Origin of the sequence: Flammeovirga sp. SJP92 (genome assembly GCF_001583495.1) — a bacterium.
In the GTDB taxonomy this organism is placed as follows: domain Bacteria; phylum Bacteroidota; class Bacteroidia; order Cytophagales; family Flammeovirgaceae; genus Flammeovirga.
Map to the genome: position 1 here is coordinate 181119 of NZ_LQAQ01000018.1, position 18943 is coordinate 200061.

General features: G+C 34.7%; 16 protein-coding genes. 1 reads left to right on the plus strand and 15 read right to left on the minus strand.

Translation table 11 applies throughout. From position 1 onward, the window contains the following. Window positions 1–94: 94 nt before the first annotated feature. From AVL50_RS04510 to AVL50_RS04545, 8 genes are all read right to left on the minus strand, one after another. Window positions 95–1045 (minus strand): N-acetylornithine carbamoyltransferase, encoded by a 951-nt coding sequence (locus AVL50_RS04510; RefSeq protein WP_062615288.1) that lies wholly within the window; start codon window positions 1043–1045, stop codon window positions 95–97. Window positions 1046–1268: 223 nt separating this feature from the next. Next, window positions 1269–2408, minus strand: a complete 1140-nt coding sequence (locus tag AVL50_RS04515) for an aspartate aminotransferase family protein (protein ID WP_062615289.1) — start codon at window positions 2406–2408, stop codon at window positions 1269–1271. 30 nt (window positions 2409–2438) lie between these two features. After that, on the minus strand, window positions 2439–3428 hold the full coding sequence (argC, locus tag AVL50_RS04520) for an N-acetyl-gamma-glutamyl-phosphate reductase (RefSeq protein ID WP_062615290.1): 990 nt from the start codon (window positions 3426–3428) through the stop codon (window positions 2439–2441). A 146-nt stretch (window positions 3429–3574) separates the two neighbouring features. Next, window positions 3575–4786 (minus strand): argininosuccinate synthase, encoded by a 1212-nt coding sequence (argG, locus tag AVL50_RS04525; protein ID WP_062615291.1) that lies wholly within the window; start codon window positions 4784–4786, stop codon window positions 3575–3577. Window positions 4787–4827: 41 nt separating this feature from the next. Further along, window positions 4828–5427: a GNAT family N-acetyltransferase gene (locus AVL50_RS04530; RefSeq protein ID WP_371258986.1), complete on the minus strand. Its 600-nt coding sequence runs from the start codon at window positions 5425–5427 to the stop codon at window positions 4828–4830. 606 nt (window positions 5428–6033) lie between these two features. After that, on the minus strand, window positions 6034–7746 hold the full coding sequence (locus AVL50_RS04535; protein ID WP_062615292.1) for a hypothetical protein: 1713 nt from the start codon (window positions 7744–7746) through the stop codon (window positions 6034–6036). Window positions 7747–7760: 14 nt separating this feature from the next. Beyond that, window positions 7761–8435 carry a hypothetical protein gene (locus AVL50_RS04540; protein WP_062615293.1) on the minus strand — a complete coding sequence of 225 codons (675 nt, stop codon included), beginning with the start codon at window positions 8433–8435 and terminating at the stop codon, window positions 7761–7763. A gap of 48 nt (window positions 8436–8483) precedes the next feature. Then, window positions 8484–11270, minus strand: a complete 2787-nt coding sequence (locus AVL50_RS04545) for a hypothetical protein (RefSeq protein WP_062615294.1) — start codon at window positions 11268–11270, stop codon at window positions 8484–8486. Window positions 11271–11664: 394 nt separating this feature from the next. On the opposite strand from AVL50_RS04545, the gene pulA reads away from it, so the two are divergent. Continuing rightward, window positions 11665–13689, plus strand: coding sequence for a type I pullulanase (gene pulA, locus AVL50_RS04550; RefSeq protein WP_062615295.1), 2025 nt, complete (start codon window positions 11665–11667; stop codon window positions 13687–13689). 56 nt (window positions 13690–13745) lie between these two features. Here the strand turns inward: pulA and AVL50_RS04555 are convergent, their stop codons facing one another. From AVL50_RS04555 to AVL50_RS04585, 7 genes are all read right to left on the minus strand, one after another. Then, a complete protein-coding gene (locus AVL50_RS04555; protein WP_062615296.1) occupies window positions 13746–14213 on the minus strand; it encodes a hypothetical protein in 468 nt (155 codons plus the stop codon). 167 nt (window positions 14214–14380) lie between these two features. Further along, window positions 14381–14842 (minus strand): biopolymer transporter ExbD, encoded by a 462-nt coding sequence (locus AVL50_RS04560; protein WP_062615297.1) that lies wholly within the window; start codon window positions 14840–14842, stop codon window positions 14381–14383. Window positions 14843–14897: 55 nt separating this feature from the next. Beyond that, the gene (locus tag AVL50_RS04565; protein ID WP_062615298.1) at window positions 14898–15446 is read right to left on the minus strand and encodes a biopolymer transporter ExbD; all 549 of its coding nucleotides are present in this window, start codon (window positions 15444–15446) and stop codon (window positions 14898–14900) included. A 2-nt stretch (window positions 15447–15448) separates the two neighbouring features. Continuing rightward, complete coding sequence (locus tag AVL50_RS04570) at window positions 15449–15796, minus strand: hypothetical protein (RefSeq protein ID WP_062615299.1); 348 nt, start codon at window positions 15794–15796, stop codon at window positions 15449–15451. 59 nt (window positions 15797–15855) lie between these two features. Further along, complete coding sequence (locus tag AVL50_RS04575) at window positions 15856–16686, minus strand: MotA/TolQ/ExbB proton channel family protein (protein WP_062615300.1); 831 nt, start codon at window positions 16684–16686, stop codon at window positions 15856–15858. 258 nt (window positions 16687–16944) lie between these two features. After that, window positions 16945–18024: an asparaginase gene (locus AVL50_RS04580; RefSeq protein ID WP_062615301.1), complete on the minus strand. Its 1080-nt coding sequence runs from the start codon at window positions 18022–18024 to the stop codon at window positions 16945–16947. A gap of 5 nt (window positions 18025–18029) precedes the next feature. Then, entirely contained in the window at window positions 18030–18809 is a 780-nt protein-coding gene (locus AVL50_RS04585) for a TatD family hydrolase (RefSeq protein ID WP_062615302.1), read from the minus strand. Window positions 18810–18943: the final 134 nt, after the last annotated feature.

Consider the following 18943-nt stretch of genomic DNA (forward strand, 5'->3'; position numbering starts at 1 on the left):
TTCAAAACAGGGACATAGCATTGCTACGTCCCTTGTTATTTATATATGTGGGATGTGAGACATTTATTTTACCTTGTCTCAAAAGTAATACTAGTTATTCTGTTTCAAGAATAGCTTTTAAAACTGCTGCTGCCGCAAAAGTTCTGTTGTTTGCTTCTTCTATGATCAAAGAGTTGTCACTATCCAATACACCATCTGAAGCCACTACATTTCTTCTGATTGGAAGACAGTGCATAAACTTACCATTGTTGGTCAATGCCATTTTTTCTTCCGTCACTTGCCAAGAATTGTCTTTACAAACTACCTTACCATACTCAGTTGTAGAAGACCAGTTTTTAGCATAAACAAAATCAGCATCTTTTAATGCTTCATCTTGATCTGTTGTAAAAGTAGCTTCACCTACAAATTCAGGATCTAATTCATATCCTTCAGGAGCAGTGATGACCAATTCAACATCATCAGCAGCATTCATCCACTCTGCAAAAGAGTTTGGAACTGCTTGAGGTAATGCTCTTGGGTGAGGTGCCCAAGTCAATACTACTTTCTTCTTTGGCTTATCTGAATTCTCACGAATTGTCACCAAATCAGCTAAAGATTGAAGTGGGTGTCTTGTTGCAGATTCTAAACTTACAATTGGCACATGAGCGTACTTTACAAAGTCTTTCATGATACCATCTGCATTATCCTCTTCTTTATCTTGAAGGTTTGGAAACGAACGAACACCAATAATATCACAATACTGACTGATAACCGCTGCAGCATCTTTCAAATGCTCTGCTTTATCACCATCCATGATCACACCGTCTTCTGTTTCGATTTTCCAACCGTCTTTATCTATATTCATTACCATCACGTCCATTCCTAAGTGGCGTGCGGCACGTTGAGTACTAAGTCTTGTTCTTAAACTAGGATTGAAAAAAAGTAATCCTAACATTTTATTTTTTCCTACATCACCATAAGCTTCAGGATTGGCTTTAATTGACAATGCACTTTTTACGATTTCATTTAAGTCCTGAACATCGTTTACTGATAAAAACTTTTCCATTTCTAATTCTATGTCTTTGATTGTTTATGTACTAAGCCAAAAATAGATATTGACTAATTCTTAATTCTTTTTTGTGAGTACGACGCAGAAAAACGTACCAATAGTGATTCTATTTAAAGTTTTTTAAAGGAAGTAATCGAAAACAATAAACAGAATTAGTATTATATAATTTTGTCTTAGTACTTAAGTAAGGACATTGTAATACAACATCCTTACACTTTATTTATGCTATTTCTTTTGTTACATCATTAAAAGCATCAACAAATAACTGTGCTTGCTCTTTTGTCAATGTCAATGGAGGTAACAATCTGATTGTATTTTTATTGGATGACGCACCAGTGAAAATCTTATGCTTCATCAAAATTTCCTTTCTTAAAGGTGCTACAGCATCATTCAGCTCAATACCCAACATCAAACCTTTTCCTCTGATTTCTTTAACGGCTGGGTTCTGCTTCAATTGCTCTACAATCCACTCTCCTACTTCAACTGATTTCTCAATCAAATTCTCTCCTTCCAACACATCTAATACAGCAATACCTGCCGCACATGCTAAGTGGTTTCCTCCGAAAGTTGTTCCCAACATTCCGAATGAAGCTTCAAATTTTGGAGCAATGAAAACGCCGCCGATTGGGAAACCATTCCCCATACCCTTTGCCATTGTCACAACATCTGGAACTACATCATACCATTGGTGAGCAAAGAAACGACCGCTTCTACCGTAACCCGACTGAATTTCATCTGCAATAAATACAGCATCCTGATCATCACACAATGTTCTGATCGCTTGCATAAATTCCTCAGTTGGCTCATAGATACCACCAATTCCTTGAATACCTTCGACGATTACTGCACAGATTTCATTTTCTGCAAATGCTTTTTTCAAAGCGTCTACATCATTAAAAGGTAAAATCAAAGTATCGTGCACTGCATTTACAGGAGCTACAATATTCTTATTGTCAGTTGTAGCTACGGCTAATGAAGTTCTCCCATGAAAACCTTTTGAGAAGGAGATGATCTTTGTTTTCTTATTGTAGAAAGATGCTAATTTGAAAGCATTTTCATTCGCCTCAGCTCCAGAGTTACATAAGAAAAGGTTCCAATCGTGATAACATGAAGCTTCACCTAGTTTAGACGCCAATTCTTTTTGTAATGGATTCTGAATACTGTTCGAGTAAAAAACTAAATTTTCTAATTGAGTGCTTAGTTTTTCTTTATAGTAAGGGTGAGTATGACCGATAGAAATTACCGCATGACCACCATATAAATCTAAATATTTCTGTCCCTCTTTATCATAGATCCAAACATCTTCACCTTTAACAGGCTCAATGTCAAAAAGAGGATATACATCAAATAAATTTGCCATTTTTCGAAACGTTGAATGTGAAAAGTGAGATTAAAATGCCATTGGCTTAAGGTTCAAACCAAGCTTCTCGTCTAACCCGAAGATTAAGTTCATGTTTTGAACTGCTTGTCCTACTGCACCTTTTAATAAGTTATCAATTGCTGAAGTGACTAATAATGTATCGTCATGCTTTTCAACACTGATAAATCCGCGGTTAGTATTGACTACTTGCTTCAAATCCAACGGACCGTCAATGACATGTGTAAATGCCGCATCAGCATAATAATCTTTGAATAACTTCACTGCCTCTTCTTGAGAAAGGTCAGATTTCAAATAGCATGACGCTAAAATTCCTCTTGTGAAATTACCTCTATAAGGGATGAAATTGATTTTGTGATTAAATCCATCTTGTAACTGATTTAATGACTGACCAATTTCTAATAAGTGTTGGTGATTAAATGCTTTGTAATGCGAAATATTACTCGTTCTCCAAGTAAAAGCAGTACTTGCCATTAACTTCACACCTGCACCCGTAGAACCTGTAATTGCACTGATATGCACCTCATCATTCAGTTTTTGAGCTGAAGCCAATGGTAATAATGCAATTTGAATAGCAGTAGCAAAACAACCAGGGTTTGCAATATTCTTTGCAGATTGGATCGCTTCTTTATTTAATTCAGGTAAACCATAGATAAACTCACGGTCACCTAATTGCATTGATCTATTTTCAACGATTCCTTCACCTAATCTAAAATCTTGACTTAAGTCGATAATGATAGTTTCAGGAGCAAATGTATTTTCTTCTAAAAACTTAACAGACTCACCGTGCCCTAAACATAAGAAGATCACTTCCGAATCTTTTACCTCACCTGTAAACTCTAATTCTGTCTCTCCAAATAAATCTTTGTGTTGAGCATACAAAGGTTTTCCTACTTGACTACGGCTATGTACATAATCAATTTCTACTTCCGGATGATTAATTAATACTCTTAGTAATTCGCCGCCAGTCATTCCGGCTCCACCTATAATTCCAACTTTCATCTTCTTATGTTTTTAATATTTGTGAGTTTGTATTGTTGTCTAATTTCTGTTGCCCTGATAAACTAAATTGATTTAAAAAAGGATGCAGAATTATTTCCGCACCCTTAGTTTTTTTACCAATTCAAGTTATCAGGTTTAAAAAAACTTTATTCAGAAACACTTTCTTCAGCAGCTTCTTTCACTTTACCAAAGATCATGTTTTGATTTGCTAAAATAGTTGCAAAACCACGAGCGTCTTCACCTGTCCATGCATTGTTCATTTCACCGTAAGCTCCGAATGTGCTGTTCATCAAGTCATATTTCGACTCAATGCCTTCTAATTCGAATCTGTAAGGGTACAATGTCACGAATACTTCACCTGATACGTGATCTTGTGTATCTTGAAGGAACTTCTCGATGTTACGCATTACCGGATCAATCCATTGTCCTTCGTGCGTCAACATACCATAGTAGTTACCTAATTGTTCTTTCCAATATAATTGCCACTTTGTAAGTGTGTGCTTCTCTAATAAGTGGTGAGCTTTAATAGTTACCACTGGAGCAGCTGCTTCAAAACCAACACGTCCTTTAATACCGATGATTGTATCACCTACGTGAATATCTCTACCGATACCAAATGGAGAAGCGATTTTATTTAATTCTTGAATAGCTTGTACTGGCTTGTCAAAAATATGACCGTCAATACCAACTAATTCACCTTTCTCAAAAGTCAATGCTACTTTCTTAGGAATAGTTTCCGTCACTTGCGTAGGGAAAGCCTCCTCAGGTAAAGTATTTCTTGAACCTAAAGTCTCTTTACCACCTACTGAAGTACCCCATAAACCTTGGTTGATAGAGTAAAGTGATTTTTCCCAGTTTCCTTCTACACCTTTTGAGATCAAGTAATCGATTTCGTCTTGTCTTGATAATTGATTATCTCTGATTGGTGTAATGATTTCAGCTTCAGGACAGATAATTTTGAAAGCCATATCAAAACGGATTTGGTCATTACCAGCACCAGTAGATCCATGAGCAATACTATCTGCACCAATTTTCTTAGCATACTCAGCAATTGCCAACGCTTGGAATACACGCTCTGCACTTACTGACAATGGATAAGTATTATATCTTAAAGCATTACCAAATACTAAGTACTTTACACATTGATCATAAAACGTTTCCGTTTGATCTAAAGTAATGTGAGACTTAACACCTAAAGTATATGCTTTCTCTTCAATTTCTTTTAACTCTTCGTCAGAGAAACCTCCCGTCTGAACGATAGCGGTATGCACTTCTAACCCTCTTTCTTCTGAAAGATACTTTACACAATATGTTGTATCTAAACCACCACTAAAGGCTAAAACCACTTTTTGACTCATTGTATATATTTCTTTTTTGTTTGTTAAATCTTTTTTGATGTCTACTCTACAGTTGATTTATATCTTGGATCGTTCGGATCGAAGATCATACCTGTACATAAACAATGTTTTCTTTCAGTTCTCTGCAAGATATCATAGTTTACACAACTTTGACAACCTTTCCAGAACTGCTCATCATCTGTCAACTCAGAAAATGTAACCGGACGGTACCCCAACTCGCTGTTGATTCTCATCACAGGTAAACTTGTCGTCAATCCGAAAAGCTTTGCATCAGGATATTTCTTTCTTGATAATTGGAAAGCCTTTTTCTTAATCGCTTTTGCCAAGCCTGTCCCTCTAAACTTTGGATTTACAATCAAACCCGAGTTCGCCACATACTTGTTGTGTCCCCATGATTCAATGTAACAAAAGCCCGCAAAGGTGCCATCATCAGCAATGGCAATTACACCTTTCCCTTCCTCGAATTTCTTTTCGATATAGTCCACACTTCTTTTAGCAATACCAGTACCTCTAGCTTTTGCTGATTCCTCAATCTGATGACAGATATCTTTTGCATAGCTTTTATGCTCACTGATACTTGCCTCAATAATTGAAAAACTTGATATATGTTGCATCTCTTGAATTAGATTCTTAACTGTCATTTCCTTAAAAACTTTATAGAGCAAGCTGTAAGTTAGTTTTTAGACTTCCTCTCGTAAAACTTTGTTTGAAACACTATAATCGCGAGCCGGCTAATCAAAATAGTCATTGTATTTTAGCCGTCAATCAATAGGACTATCGTCGAAAAAAGCGTCCCTTGATGGGGAACTTTTTCATAATTTTTAAACCTGTTATATGTCCTATTTTCTTTGTCATTATTCCTTATTTGATAATCAAAATTAGGAAATTAAATATGATATATTCAAGTAAACCAGTGAATTATTAATACTTTTTTAAAATATAATTTTCATGGATGAAATATTTTCAAGACACCATGTTAAATTTTGAACACAGCTATTTAGTGTGTTAAATTTTGAACATTATGTGAAAAATATTTTTATTGAATTAATAATTTCAGAACATAAAAAAGCTCCTAAAAATTTAATATTCTTAAGAGCTTTTTACGATTTAGAACATGTTTTGAATATATATTTTAGAAGTGAAAGTGTTCCATTTTAGGTTGCGTGGAAATTAATAAACTCACGTTCTGAAAAGGTGAATTTTCACTAAAAGAGATATTCCGAACATGCTCTTAATTGAGGTGATTATTAAAAGTCTTTCAGCACTGTTTCACAAAACTCATCAAGGTTGATATCCGTATCCAACATTTCTGTAGAATCTATATATAATGAGTCTTCGTAAAACTCGGTTCCCCAATAAAAACCGAAGTAATAAGTAGAATCAATTTTAGGTAATGATAAAGTAACTCGGCCTTTGTTTACATATCCTGCGTACTCATAAATTTCAGAGGCATTTTTTCTGTAAAGCCCGACAGATGGTGCTATTTCCCTATTACCACAACGCCCCACATACTCAATGGTGACATCTATTTGAGGATTAATTCCTACACTTTGGATAATATCATAAATAGGAACACTTATATCTCCATCACAACCATTAAAAGCTTCAGAGCGATAAACTTCTACAAACTCTCCAACATTGGCATCTTCAATCTCAAATGAGTATTGGGTATCATCATCAGGTAAGTTGGGCAATGGAATTGAGGTTTTCCCAGGTTTTTGAATATAAATTAGTAATTGCATTGATACATTCGGTGCATTTCTAAGTGTCAAATCTGTAGATTTATTATTGATCTTCCAACCTTTAGTTGCAAAACTACTTACTGGTTGTTTAGAGTTCTCTTGAACAAAAGATAATTTCATATTATAGTTTACATTTGCCGGCAAATTATCTACACCTTCTAGTCTGACAATTGACCTTGTTGAAGAACACTTACCTGCAGACTTAAAATCTAAATTATAGGAAGATAAATGGGTTGTAGTATATTCTACTTTAAAACCTCCTGTATTTGAAAGTGCTACTGGACCATCACCATGATACACCCACTGTCCATCATCATTACTATAAGACCAGATTGGGATAATGTCTCCAACTTTCAAGTTTTCTCTCGTTTCTGGATTAAAAGTCCCTTTATTAATATTCATTACAATATTAATGGGCTTCGAAAACTTCTTTACCTCTTCGCCACTTAAAAACATATCAATTGAAGTAAACCCAGCTGTAATAAAAGTTGCATCTGTAATTTCTAATCCATTCTCATCAATAATAGAATTCGGTGAAAACCCACCAGGGAAAGCTTCTAGACTTTCTGTTTCATTATTATCAAAATTGATCACCTGAACTTCCAATTCTCCACCAGTAATTAATTCTCCCGCTGTATTAAAAAATTGAATGCCTGCTGGTATAGCTATTTCTGTGGATACTTCTAGATTATTTTGAGTATCAGCATTGGCAGTACTTACCACAATTTCTTCACCTGTTGAACCATCTGAATTAATAGTGAAGAACTCTCTTTTTATATCAACACCTGTTGGTGGGTTTGAAAGGTTCACGATATTGGCATTAATTTCAAGAAACTTTTCTTCACCTGTAACCTCAACAGGGATAGTCGTTGTCAAATAATCTTCACCTGAAACCTTCACTGTAAATCTGATTGGTTCTGTGATATCAGAATATTTTTTATTCACAGCAAGATTAATAATACCGTTTTGAGCCACAAATTCACGACGGCCTGAATTATTCAATATTTTATCCGCATCTGGACCTAATAGCTCCACTGTTAAAGCTTCAGGGTCAGATAAATTAGAAGGGTTTTCCAAATCATAAACTTGAATGGAAACCTCATAAGATGATAATTCTGGAGAAATTGGTATAAAAACGTTTTCTAAAGGATCCTGACAAGCATAAAATATTACTATTGCCGATATTAAAGAGGTTATTATATAATAGAACTTTTTCATAGCAGTAAATTTGTTTAATTAATTCGGTAAGAGAGTCTAAACTTTAAAATTGGCAACCAAGAGTAACCTTCCAGATTTTTCTGCAATTGCTCTTCTTGAGAATTCAAATCAGAAAACATGTTAGTACCTGTAAAAGTAACCTCAGGATTTCCCATATAATAGACTCCCATATCGAATGCCACACCAATTCTTCTTTTGGGAACCGCTCGTCCAAAACCTAAACCAAAATAAGGGGCAAAGTTGGCCCAATCTCCTTTAAAATAGATCTCACCAATTTCTTCTTGTGTAAAAACTAATTCACCTACCTGAACCTGATTAGCATACATCCCTTTCACCTCAACATTACTTTGAGGTAAATAGGCTATTCCTGCAAAAAGCTTAAAGCTACTTTTCTTGAAAGGAAGATATTCTGCTTTCAAATCAATATTAAAAGCACTCGTGGATAATTTTGTATCCATCAACTCTCCTTGGATCGTCATTGTTCTTTTCAGATCTTTAACCTCCAAGTAATTAAAACCTAATGCTATATTAAAATGTGAAAAATTTCTTGCTACATCAATACCTCCACCTGATGTTCCTAATGATAAACCAACTGCAAATTTATTTTCATAAGCTGCTTCATCACTTTGTGAATATCCTATTAATGTACTACCTAAAAGAAGGTAAAATAATATAAGTGATATTTTCATAATGTCTTTTATTAAAATTGAGCTCTTTAAGTCTGATACTTATAACCTTTATCGTATTACTTTTTTAGTAAACGACCCCTTATTGGAATTAAAGCGAAGAATGAGAATTTCTGACTTCTCCGTTGGAATAAATACTTCTCCTTTTTTCAAATGTGTATTTAGTATCACTTCTCCAACAGTATTATAACCTATCAAATGTGTATCAAAAGGAGTCATTATATTAATTCCATTGGATAGAGTTTTGATCTTTACTAAAGACGCCAATGTTTCTTCTAGGCTTAGCACATTGCTATTTTTAGGGGTAATAAATAATGAGAAACGCTCGCTATCATCTCTTGAAGCATCAAATTGATAACCATCCTTTTGAATAGATTGATTTACGCCTTCCTGATGATCAATAATTTCAATATCAAAATCTTTAAAGCCTTCTATTTTTTCAATTTTAAGCAGTCCCTTTCCTTCAAAATTTTCAATCATAAGAGGTATTGTATATTCGTCTTGAAGAGGCAAAGCTTGAATAGCAAGATGATTACGATCCTTATCTAATGTGGTAAAAGTGGCATTATTTGATCCATTATTAAATGCCAATGCATCCCAACCTGTATCAAAATTTTCAGAGGCCCAATCCATAGTAGCCAATAAAAGCTCTTTCTTTAATTGGGCTCCTTCTAAAGTCAACCAAAGTCTATTTTGAATATTTCCTTTTCTCAAATAGGCATCTTGAAAAGACTGTCTCATTGAATGGTTAAAATTTACTTCACCAGTGGTTGCCACATTTACGAAAAAGGCTTGCCCCATTGGGATGCTCCCATTCAAGTTTTCACCATTTCCACCGGTAGACCCTGTTAAGTTCCATGTGATATAATCACTTGAGCTATAATCCTGACCATCCGTTTCGTCATCATCCCAAAAATAAAGCGCTGAAATATTATCATTCTCATTTAGAAACCTTGTTCCTGAAATTGGAGAAGGATAAGGGTTACCAATCAGGTTGTATCCATCTGAATTTGTATTTGTCACCGACACTTTAAAATCTCCAGAGTTTGGAATTCCTCCTACATTAAACGCTTGTTTTGTCTGATACACAGCATAACCTTTTCCTACAAATAAATCGCCATTCGGCACTTGCCAGTTATCTCCTTTATTTGGACTTCCTAAGCTTTCATTATAAAGAAACGCTGTCCCTAACACTAAAGAAGATGCATTTTGAACTGGTGAAGAAAAGAAACTATAACCCGTTTTAGATAATAAATTAAAGTTTACAGTAAAACTACCTTCTCCAGTGTAAACTTCATGAAACAACGCACTTGACTGATGCATAGTAATATTTCCGTTATTCTCAATTGAGTCCAGTACTTCAATAAATCCACCAGCTTGAATGTCTAATTGAACATGATTATTGATTACTAAATTTTCGGTAACAAAATCACCATGTGTTGTCGTAGTGTAATCTTCAGCCAAAATTGCAGGAACATCCCAATAGGGTTTTCCTCGAGTCCAACGTTCATTACTCCAAGTTGTCACATCATCAGGGTAGAATCTAGCTACATAATATTCTCCACCAGCAAATCCACTCACAAAATAATCACCGAGATTAGGAGTTTGATTGATTGATGAGTACCCCCCTAAACCTACTGATTGAGATCCAGTTCTTTTACCAGTGGAGTCTATTAATGTGTAAACTCTACTTTCTTGAAAAAGATACAGGTCGTCATTTATATTAAAAAAAGTACTGGCTTTATATTGGTCAAAATTACTTTCGAAAAGGTTTAACCAGACTCCTGTTCCATCATTTGCATTGATCTTACTTACCGCTAGATTAGAGGTGAAGTTAGTGATTAAAGAATCATTTAAAATTGAATCTAATTGATAAGTGCTTGATAGGTAAATGTCTCCTACAGCATCAATAGTTATCCAATCTGCTGATTGTTGTGACACAATTACGGTATCTGGATATAACGATGGCTGAACTGCCCAAGCTAATTCTCCATTGCTATTGAATCTGATTAAATAACCCACTGTATCTGAGTCATTCATAAAACCATTAAAGCTTTCATTTGTTGATCCACAAACATATACACGTCTGTTTCTATCCAACTTCAAATCATTGATTGTAAATAAAGAATCACCACTTGACCTATTAAATTGGTAAGCCCAGTTATAATTAAAAACAGTATCTAACTGTAATAAAAAATTGTCTCCTGAAGCATTTGATGCCTGTAAAGAATCATTTTGGGAAGAAGACGGATTAAAATCAAATCCACTTTGAATTTCTCTATCAAAACCTCCGGAAAGTAATAATAGATTACCATCAATCATTAGTTTATCAGCATTTTCCACGCCGTCACCTCCTAATTGAAGATGTGATTTATAGTTGCCTATTTCATCTAAAACAACAAGCACTAAATCTTCATTATCATTAGAAGTCTTTATACTTACTGTATCTTGATTAGGATCTAAATCTAAAGAGTCCGTAAAACTTCCATAGACATAAATATAGCCTTTATGGTCAACATCTATGTCCGCAAGACTTAAGTTTCCTAATGTGTCTTCATAAAATTTAGACCAATTGTAATTACCATGAATATCATAACTAATGATACCATATCCGTTACTCGTTGTTGTATTACCTAGAGAATCATCTAAAGTATAATAATCAACAATAGTTTCATGCTTGGTTAAAAGTATTAAAGTACTGTCATTATGTACAGTTTGTGCAATAATATGAGTACTATCAGGCAGAGAATTAGACCATGCCAACGTTAATTCTTGACCTTTACTAACTAATGATAATTGAAGTAGTAAAAGTAACAGCAGCGTAGCTTTCTGATTCATATTGTATTGAAAATTGTAAAAGTTAGAAATAAAATGAGTCCTATCAGTTTGCGTTTTTTATATAGAACTGGGTCGACTATCACATATCACATTGATAAGCAGAGAAATAACTTGATAAAGTTAAGTTAATAAAACTTAAAACAACATACCCATTACTAGGTATTTTTATTCATAATTTAGAAGAATGGCAATTTCAAAGTGTAACTTATTGGGAAATAATCATCGGTTTTTGAGAATTAAAAACCTTTATTCATCTAGTTTTTATTATGATATTCGCTAAATTAAAATGTGAAGCAGAAATGCATTTCTTATTTGGAACAATTAGACAGTTGCACTGTAAAAAACGATAATTTAAACTGTTCATTTACATTATAATATCAAACATCAATTCTCAATGAAAAGATTAATTCTATTATTTTCATCCATCATTACTACGTGTATGTTGTTTTCGTCTTGTGATTCAACTCCTGCTGATGGCCATAGCGGGTTTGACGCAAAAGATTTTAATTCCTACCCTTATTATGACGGTGATTTAGGAATTCAATATTCAAAAAATGCGACCACTTTTAAGATGTGGTCACCTACAGCTTCCCAAGTAACCGTTCAACTTTATGAAAAAGGATTAGGAGGAAAAGCTTCTGAAAGTATCCCTATGCAAGCTACTGAAAAAGGCACGTGGACACTTAAGGTCAATAAAGATTTGCTTGGAAAGTATTATACTTATCAAGTTCAAATTGGTGATCAAAAACTAGCCGAAACTCCAGGTATTTACGCTACCGCAGTTGGGGTTAATGGAAAAAGAGGACAAATCATTGATTTCAATTCAACCAATCCTACAGGTTGGGAAAATGATCAACGTCCTGAACTTAAAGAATTGACCGATGCCATTTTATATGAAATTCATGTAAGGGATATAACAATTGCAGAAAACTCTGGAGCAAAGAATAAGGGTAAGTTTTTAGGACTGACAGAAACAGGAACTGTTAGTGATAAAGGTTTAAAAACAGGTATTGACCATATTGAAGAACTAGGTATTACACACGTACATCTACTTCCTTCTTTTGATTATCATAGTGTTGATGAAACAAAACTAGAAGAAGGAACTTACAATTGGGGATATGACCCTGAAAATTATAATGTCCCAGAAGGTTCATATTCTACTAATCCTTATGATGCTGCCGTTAGAATTAAAGAGTTCAAACAAATGGTACAAGCACTTCACCAAAAAGGAATTCGAGTGATCTTGGATGTAGTATATAATCACACTTTCTCTGGTGATGATTCTAATTTTTCGTTAGAAGTTCCTCAATATTATTACAGACAAAATGAGAAAGGTGGTTATTCTGATGCTTCTGCCTGTGGAAATGAAACGGCCTCTGAAAGAGTCATGGCTAGAAAGTACATCGTAGAATCTGTATTATATTGGGCAAAAGAATACCATTTAGATGGTTTCAGATTTGACCTAATGGGAATTCACGATATCGAGACCATGAATATTTTAGCTAAAAGGTTAAAAATGGAAGTTGATCCAAGTATCTTAATTTATGGAGAAGGATGGAACGCGGCAGCTTCACCACTTCCTGCTGAAGAGCAAGCTATAAAAGCCAATACTCCGAAAATGAAAGGAGTAGCCGCATTTAGTGATGACATTCGTGATGGCTTAAAAGGAAGCGTTTTTTATGATGATGAGATTGGTTTTATACAAGGAAATAAAGAATTGAATGAAACAATCAAATTTGGAATTGTAGCCTCTACAAAGCACCCACAAATTGATTACAGTAAAATCAATTACTCCAAAGCACCATGGGCTCCTACACCTTCACAAACTGTCACTTATGTATCTTGTCATGATAATCACACCTTATTCGATAAATTGAGTATCTCTCAACCGGATGCTAGTAAGGAAGAAATCAAAAAAATGCACAAGCTAACTAGTGCTGTTGTACTTACATCTCAAGGTATCCCTTTTATTCATTCAGGGGCAGAGATGTTAAGAACAAAAGGAGGAGAACATAATTCCTATAACAAACCAGACGCTATCAATAAAATCAATTGGGACTGGAAGTTTGAGAACAAAGACATATTTGATTACTACCAAGGTTTAATTGAGATCAGAAAAGCACACCCTGCTTTTAGAATGACATCAACAGAGATGATTACTCAGAATTTAAAATTTATAGATTTTAAAGATCCATTGATCGTTGGTTATACGATATCAAATAATGCGAATAATGATTCTGCTAAAACAATCGCTGTTATTTTTAATGCTAATAAAACAGCGAAAGATATCAGCAAATTCCTCCCTTCAGGAAAATGGAAAGTTTTAGTAGATGGAAATAAAGCTTCTTCAAAGGGTATTAAAACAATGAGTTCTGTGAAAATCGAAGGGATTTCAGCATTAGTTTTAATTCAGGAATAAAAATATTATTTAGAAAGAACACCTGTATTGATTTTCATATATCAATACAGGTGTTTTTATTTTACATCCTTATTATTACCCTTAGAGACTAACTCTTCATGCATTTTCAATTGATCTGATTCTACCGTATACATTACCCTTCCACTTAAATCAAAAAACTGAAGTGTGCATGTAAATTGATCCTCCTTCAATTTTTTATATTTTATCTGCAACCTTCTAAAAGGTCCTCTATAAAGATTGTACCTAGCGTAACTCACATCATTTTCATCAGAAAAGGATTGAAACTCTAATTTAAAGCTTTCAGTTTCCTTCTTATTATCAGAAGAAAAATAGATGCAATTATCCTTTACTGTAATACAATTTGCATTTCTAAGTACTTTCAATTCTATGGAGGGATCAAAATTTACCTTAGGTGATTTTATTGTAAAATCAGCATCTTTCATAGAATCTCCTTGTTTTTCTTGAGCTTGAACCGTGGTAAATGCAGTCAATAAAGTTATGATGAAGTAAAGAATATTTTTCATATTGGAATTAATTAGTTTGCTGTTGAAAACGGGCATAAAGCTATTATGTTTTGGAATAGCCCCATCTTTTAGGAGTAGTTAACCAAATTGTGTATGAATATCGTTAAAAATAAAAAGGTCAAGCCTTTATAAGACTTGACCTCTTAAACATTGATAGCTATGCGATCTTAGAAATTACGTAATTTCTTGTTAGCAGCATAGTTCACTTTCAATGCGTTAGCCTCTCTTAGTTTCTGACGAACGTCAGAGATGATACCCATTTTAGCTTCTCTATCAATTTTAAGTGACATAGTGATTTTCTCACTATCCTCACCTAATTTGTCTTTTTCCTGAATCACGTGCTGAACAATTTGTTCTGGATCGATCAATACATCGTTCACTTGAATACGTGCTTCTGTGCCATATTTTCTTGTATCACTTGGTTCACCAATGTAGATATAAGAAACTAATGATTTCTTTTCAAGCTTTGTTAACTCAGATGCTTGAGGCAATGAGTTCTTCACTAATAACTCAGACTCACGGAAAGTCGTTGCAATCATGAAGAAGAACAAAAGCATGAAAATAATATCTGGCAAGGCTGAAGTAGGAATATCCTGCTTCGTTTTTGTTTTCTTCTTAAACGTTGCCATAAGGTCAATGTATTTAAATAAACGCCACCACGAATGATGGCGTTTGTTAGACCAATTATTTTATCTCAGAAGGCTCAGCATCCGATACTTTGTAAGGGATTGCTTTTCTTGCTTTATCAATCTTTTCCTTCTGATCTGGATTATCCTTATCCAAATTTTGAAAATCTTCTAAAGGCATTTTCAAATACATGGCACGCATTTCAGCATAAGCGAGTTTCAACTCGTCAATTACGCCAATGTACATTTCGTAAGATGTACCACGGTCCGTTTTCAATGAAATAATTGCCTTAGCTGGAGACTCTGATTGGTTTTTGTCCTTACCGTTGTTAAGAACAAATTCTTTAACCATTGTACGAAGTTTTGGTAAATCTACCATTTCTTCTTGAGCTAACATGTCATCGTTTGAGTTAACAAGAATGTTAAACACGTTACGAGTTTTCACCTTAACATCTACGTCTTCAGCTTTTGGAGGTAACATTACTGTTACACCTTTGTCAGATGCAATTGTTGTTGCCACCAAGAAGAAGATCAGCAATAGGAAGGCGATATCCGCCATTGCTCCACCATTAATTTCTGGTGCGTCTTTTTTCTTCTTCTTTAACATAACTATCCAATAGATTTAACTACTCTTTGAACAACATCTAAAATTACCGCAATACCAGCGATAATGAATAAGTAATAAGTCATGTTGAGGATACCACCGATCTTTTGTGATAATGGCTCATCCACACCGAACTCGTTTAACTCTCTTGCTGTCACAGAGCTATCTGCTACCGAATAACCGATAAAGAATAATACTACCAAGCCTGCGATTGTAATCAATACTGTGATCGCTGATTTAGGATCAGTAATGATTGACATCAAGAAGCCGATTACTGTAGCTACTAATGCAATAATGATTAATAGTCCAGTGAAAGGTAGCAAGTATTCTGTAAATATAGCTTCACCGTTCATAACTATGTGTAATTTCTTTAATTCTACAATTACTATTTACAATTTGTAAATAGGTACTACTATTTAGCAGTCAATTCGTTCTTAACCAAGATATCGATTAAAGATACAGAAGCTTCTTCCATTTCTAATACGATACCGTCGATTGTAGATACACAATAGTTGTAGAATACTTGAAGGATTACACCAACGATTAGACCTGCTACTGTAGTAAGAAGGGCTACTTTAATACCACCTGCTACTAGTGAAGGAGAGATATCACCTGCTGCCTCGATCGCATCGAAGGCACCGATCATACCAATTACCGTACCCATGAAACCTAACATTGGTGCCATAGCGATAAATAATGAGATCCATGGTAAACCTTTTTCTAATTTACCCATTTCTACTGAACCGTAAGAAACAACTGATTTTTCAACCATGTCGATTCCTTCAGAAGCTCTCATTAAACCTTGTGTAAAGATAGAAGCAACTGGACCTCTTGTAGCTTTAGCAACTTCTAAAGCTGCATCTGCACCACCTGACTGTAAAGCTTCGTCGATTTTCGTTAAAAGCTTCTTAGTGTTTGTAGTTGAAAGTGATAACGTGATCACACGCTCAATAGCGATTGCTAAACCAAGGATTAATGTAAGCAATACAGCTCCCATAAATTCCCAACCACCTTCGATGAATTTTTGCTTCACTGCTTGAGTGAAAGACAATTCTTCTACTTGTGCCAATTCGTCAGAAGATACTTCTTGAACTGTACTTTCTTCGACTGCTGCAGATGTCTCTTCAACTGCTGCTACTTCTTCTGTAGCAACTTCTTCTGTTGTTTCATCTTGCGCATACGACTGTGCGATACCTAAAGTAAGTGCACAGAAAAACATCAATAACGCGAATACTTTTTTCATAACTCTCTAACGTTCAGATTGCGATTAAATAAACTAAAATCACAGAACTGATACTGTAATAATAAATTTGTTTTGACTATCATCCGTAATCGTTGAGCAATTTAGTACTAATCTTTCGATTTCGTACTTTTTTTGATAGTTTTTAACGACTACTGACTCGCAAAGAAATATATAATTATACTTATATACAAATTGATTATTCATTTATAAATGCCAAAATCACACTATTAAGCCCTATAAATGTTACATTTCGTTAATTTACTGAGTCAATTCACCCTTTAACGGTATGCCTACAAGCTCTTTGACCCTGTTCACGTCTTTATACTTTGTTAACAAACACATGAGTTTAGTTACGCTTGCTTCAGTGGTCATATCCTTACCGGAAAGGACACCTATCTCATTGAGTTTCGTGCTCGTAGCATAGTGCCCTTGCATCACCATCCCTCCTGTACACTGTGAAATATTGACCACTACAACCCCTCTTTTCACCGTCTCTTCTAGCAGTTCAATAAACCAATCTGAGGTAGGTACATTACCCGATCCATAGGTTTCCAACACCACTCCCTGTAATTTTCGATTTTTTAGCATTTGCATTATGAAATCTTTAGGCATTCCAGGGAAAATTTTCAGCACAATAACATTAGCATCAAACTTTTTCATAGCTCGGATAGGACCTGTAATTGGGTCCTTCCAAAACATCTCTTTTTTATATTCAATAAAAATTCCTGCCTCTGCTAAAGAAGGGTAATTATAAGACCTAAACGCCGTAAAATTAAAATTCTGTGCTTTCTTAGCTCTGTTGCCTCTTAAAAGTTTGCTATTGAAACAAATACAAACCTCTTGAATAAGCATTTCTCCGTTAGCATCACGAGCAGAGCACATTTCTAATGCAGACATCAAGTTTTCGCGTGCATCTGTTCTTTTTTCACCAATAGGAAGTTGAGAACCTGTCAAAATGATAGGTTTATGTACCCCGTCCAACATAAAGCTCAAAGCTGAGGCTGTAAAAGCCATCGTATCTGTACCATGAAGAATGACGAAGCCATCGAAGTCCTCATAAAAGTCTTCGATCAAGTTACCGAGTTGAATCCAATGATCCGGTGTGACATCTGACGAATCAATCAATGGATCCAATGAAAAGACGGTCAATTCAAAATCAAACCCTTTCAACTCAGGTACAGCATCTATTATTTTTTCAAAATCAAATGGTGTCAAACTTCCGTTTTCTGGATGGCGGTCCATTCCAATTGTTCCTCCTGTATAAATGATAAGTATGGATGTATCTGATGTTTTTGGGCCTGTGGAATTAATGTTTACAGTTTTATAATAATCTCTCATCTTGCTTATTTCTTTAGATATTCCTCTATTTTAAATAGGTCATATGAATTCTTATCTGTTATTTCTTCTATTTCTTGACCACTTTTACCGGTCAAATCTGCCACTTTATCACAAACGTGAGTGGTGTATAAAGGCTGGTTTCTTTTTCCTCTGTAAGGTTTTGGCGCTAGGTAAGGACTGTCTGTTTCTAAAACGACCTGAGATAAATCTACGTGAGGAATCACTTTATCTAATCCGCCATTTTTGAAAGTTACAACTCCTCCAATGCCAATTTTAAAGTTGATTGCTTCTAATCTTTTTACATCATCGACTGTTCCTGTAAAACAATGAAGTACTCCAAACAATTCTTCAGAAGCTACTTCCTCTAAAACATCTAATGTTTCTGCCATGGCATCTCTTGCATGAATCACTAATGGCAACTGATGTTTCTTGGCTAGTTCTGCTTGAATCTTGAAAGCTTCAATTTGTTGTTCCTTGTAAGTTTTGTCCCAATATAAGTCTAATCCCATTTCACCTACTGCCACAAACTTTCTTTTGGACAGCCAATCCTCTACTATGTAAAGTTCTTTTTCAAAGTTTTGATCCACATGACATGGATGCAGTCCCATCATCGAAAGGCATTTGCCTGGATATTTTTCTTCTAGTTCCAACATACCATCAATAGAAGTATGATCGATATTTGGCATTAAAATGTGCTTGAGTCCTGCGTTGAAAGCGTCACTTAAAATTTTGTCAATATCTGCACTAAATTTGTCTGAGTATATATGCGCGTGAGTATCTATCATAATTTTAATTATTTGGTATTCCGCACAAACATAACAGCTTAGGTTTTAACCTATAAAAAATCCAAATCGAATTTTTTTAATAGGTTGGTCTTATTTCCATAATTATGACTAATATTGAAATTAATTATTAAGTA

Excerpts from the sequence above, each read along its gene's own strand:
- AVL50_RS04510 (WP_062615288.1), bottom strand. The coding sequence starts at position 1,045 with ATGGAAAAGTTTTTATCAGTAAACGATGTTCAGGACTTAAATGAAATC.
- AVL50_RS04515 (WP_062615289.1), bottom strand. The coding sequence starts at position 2,408 with ATGGCAAATTTATTTGATGTATATCCTCTTTTTGACATTGAGCCTGTT.
- argC (WP_062615290.1), bottom strand. The coding sequence starts at position 3,428 with ATGAAAGTTGGAATTATAGGTGGAGCCGGAATGACTGGCGGCGAATTA.
- argG (WP_062615291.1), bottom strand. The coding sequence starts at position 4,786 with ATGAGTCAAAAAGTGGTTTTAGCCTTTAGTGGTGGTTTAGATACAACA.
- AVL50_RS04530 (WP_371258986.1), bottom strand. The coding sequence starts at position 5,427 with ATGACAGTTAAGAATCTAATTCAAGAGATGCAACATATATCAAGTTTT.
- AVL50_RS04535 (WP_062615292.1), bottom strand. The coding sequence starts at position 7,746 with ATGAAAAAGTTCTATTATATAATAACCTCTTTAATATCGGCAATAGTA.
- AVL50_RS04540 (WP_062615293.1), bottom strand. The coding sequence starts at position 8,435 with ATGAAAATATCACTTATATTATTTTACCTTCTTTTAGGTAGTACATTA.
- AVL50_RS04545 (WP_062615294.1), bottom strand. The coding sequence starts at position 11,270 with ATGAATCAGAAAGCTACGCTGCTGTTACTTTTACTACTTCAATTATCA.
- pulA (WP_062615295.1), top strand. The coding sequence starts at position 11,665 with ATGAAAAGATTAATTCTATTATTTTCATCCATCATTACTACGTGTATG.
- AVL50_RS04555 (WP_062615296.1), bottom strand. The coding sequence starts at position 14,213 with ATGAAAAATATTCTTTACTTCATCATAACTTTATTGACTGCATTTACC.
- AVL50_RS04560 (WP_062615297.1), bottom strand. The coding sequence starts at position 14,842 with ATGGCAACGTTTAAGAAGAAAACAAAAACGAAGCAGGATATTCCTACT.
- AVL50_RS04565 (WP_062615298.1), bottom strand. The coding sequence starts at position 15,446 with ATGTTAAAGAAGAAGAAAAAAGACGCACCAGAAATTAATGGTGGAGCA.
- AVL50_RS04570 (WP_062615299.1), bottom strand. The coding sequence starts at position 15,796 with ATGAACGGTGAAGCTATATTTACAGAATACTTGCTACCTTTCACTGGA.
- AVL50_RS04575 (WP_062615300.1), bottom strand. The coding sequence starts at position 16,686 with ATGAAAAAAGTATTCGCGTTATTGATGTTTTTCTGTGCACTTACTTTA.
- AVL50_RS04580 (WP_062615301.1), bottom strand. The coding sequence starts at position 18,024 with ATGAGAGATTATTATAAAACTGTAAACATTAATTCCACAGGCCCAAAA.
- AVL50_RS04585 (WP_062615302.1), bottom strand. The coding sequence starts at position 18,809 with ATGATAGATACTCACGCGCATATATACTCAGACAAATTTAGTGCAGAT.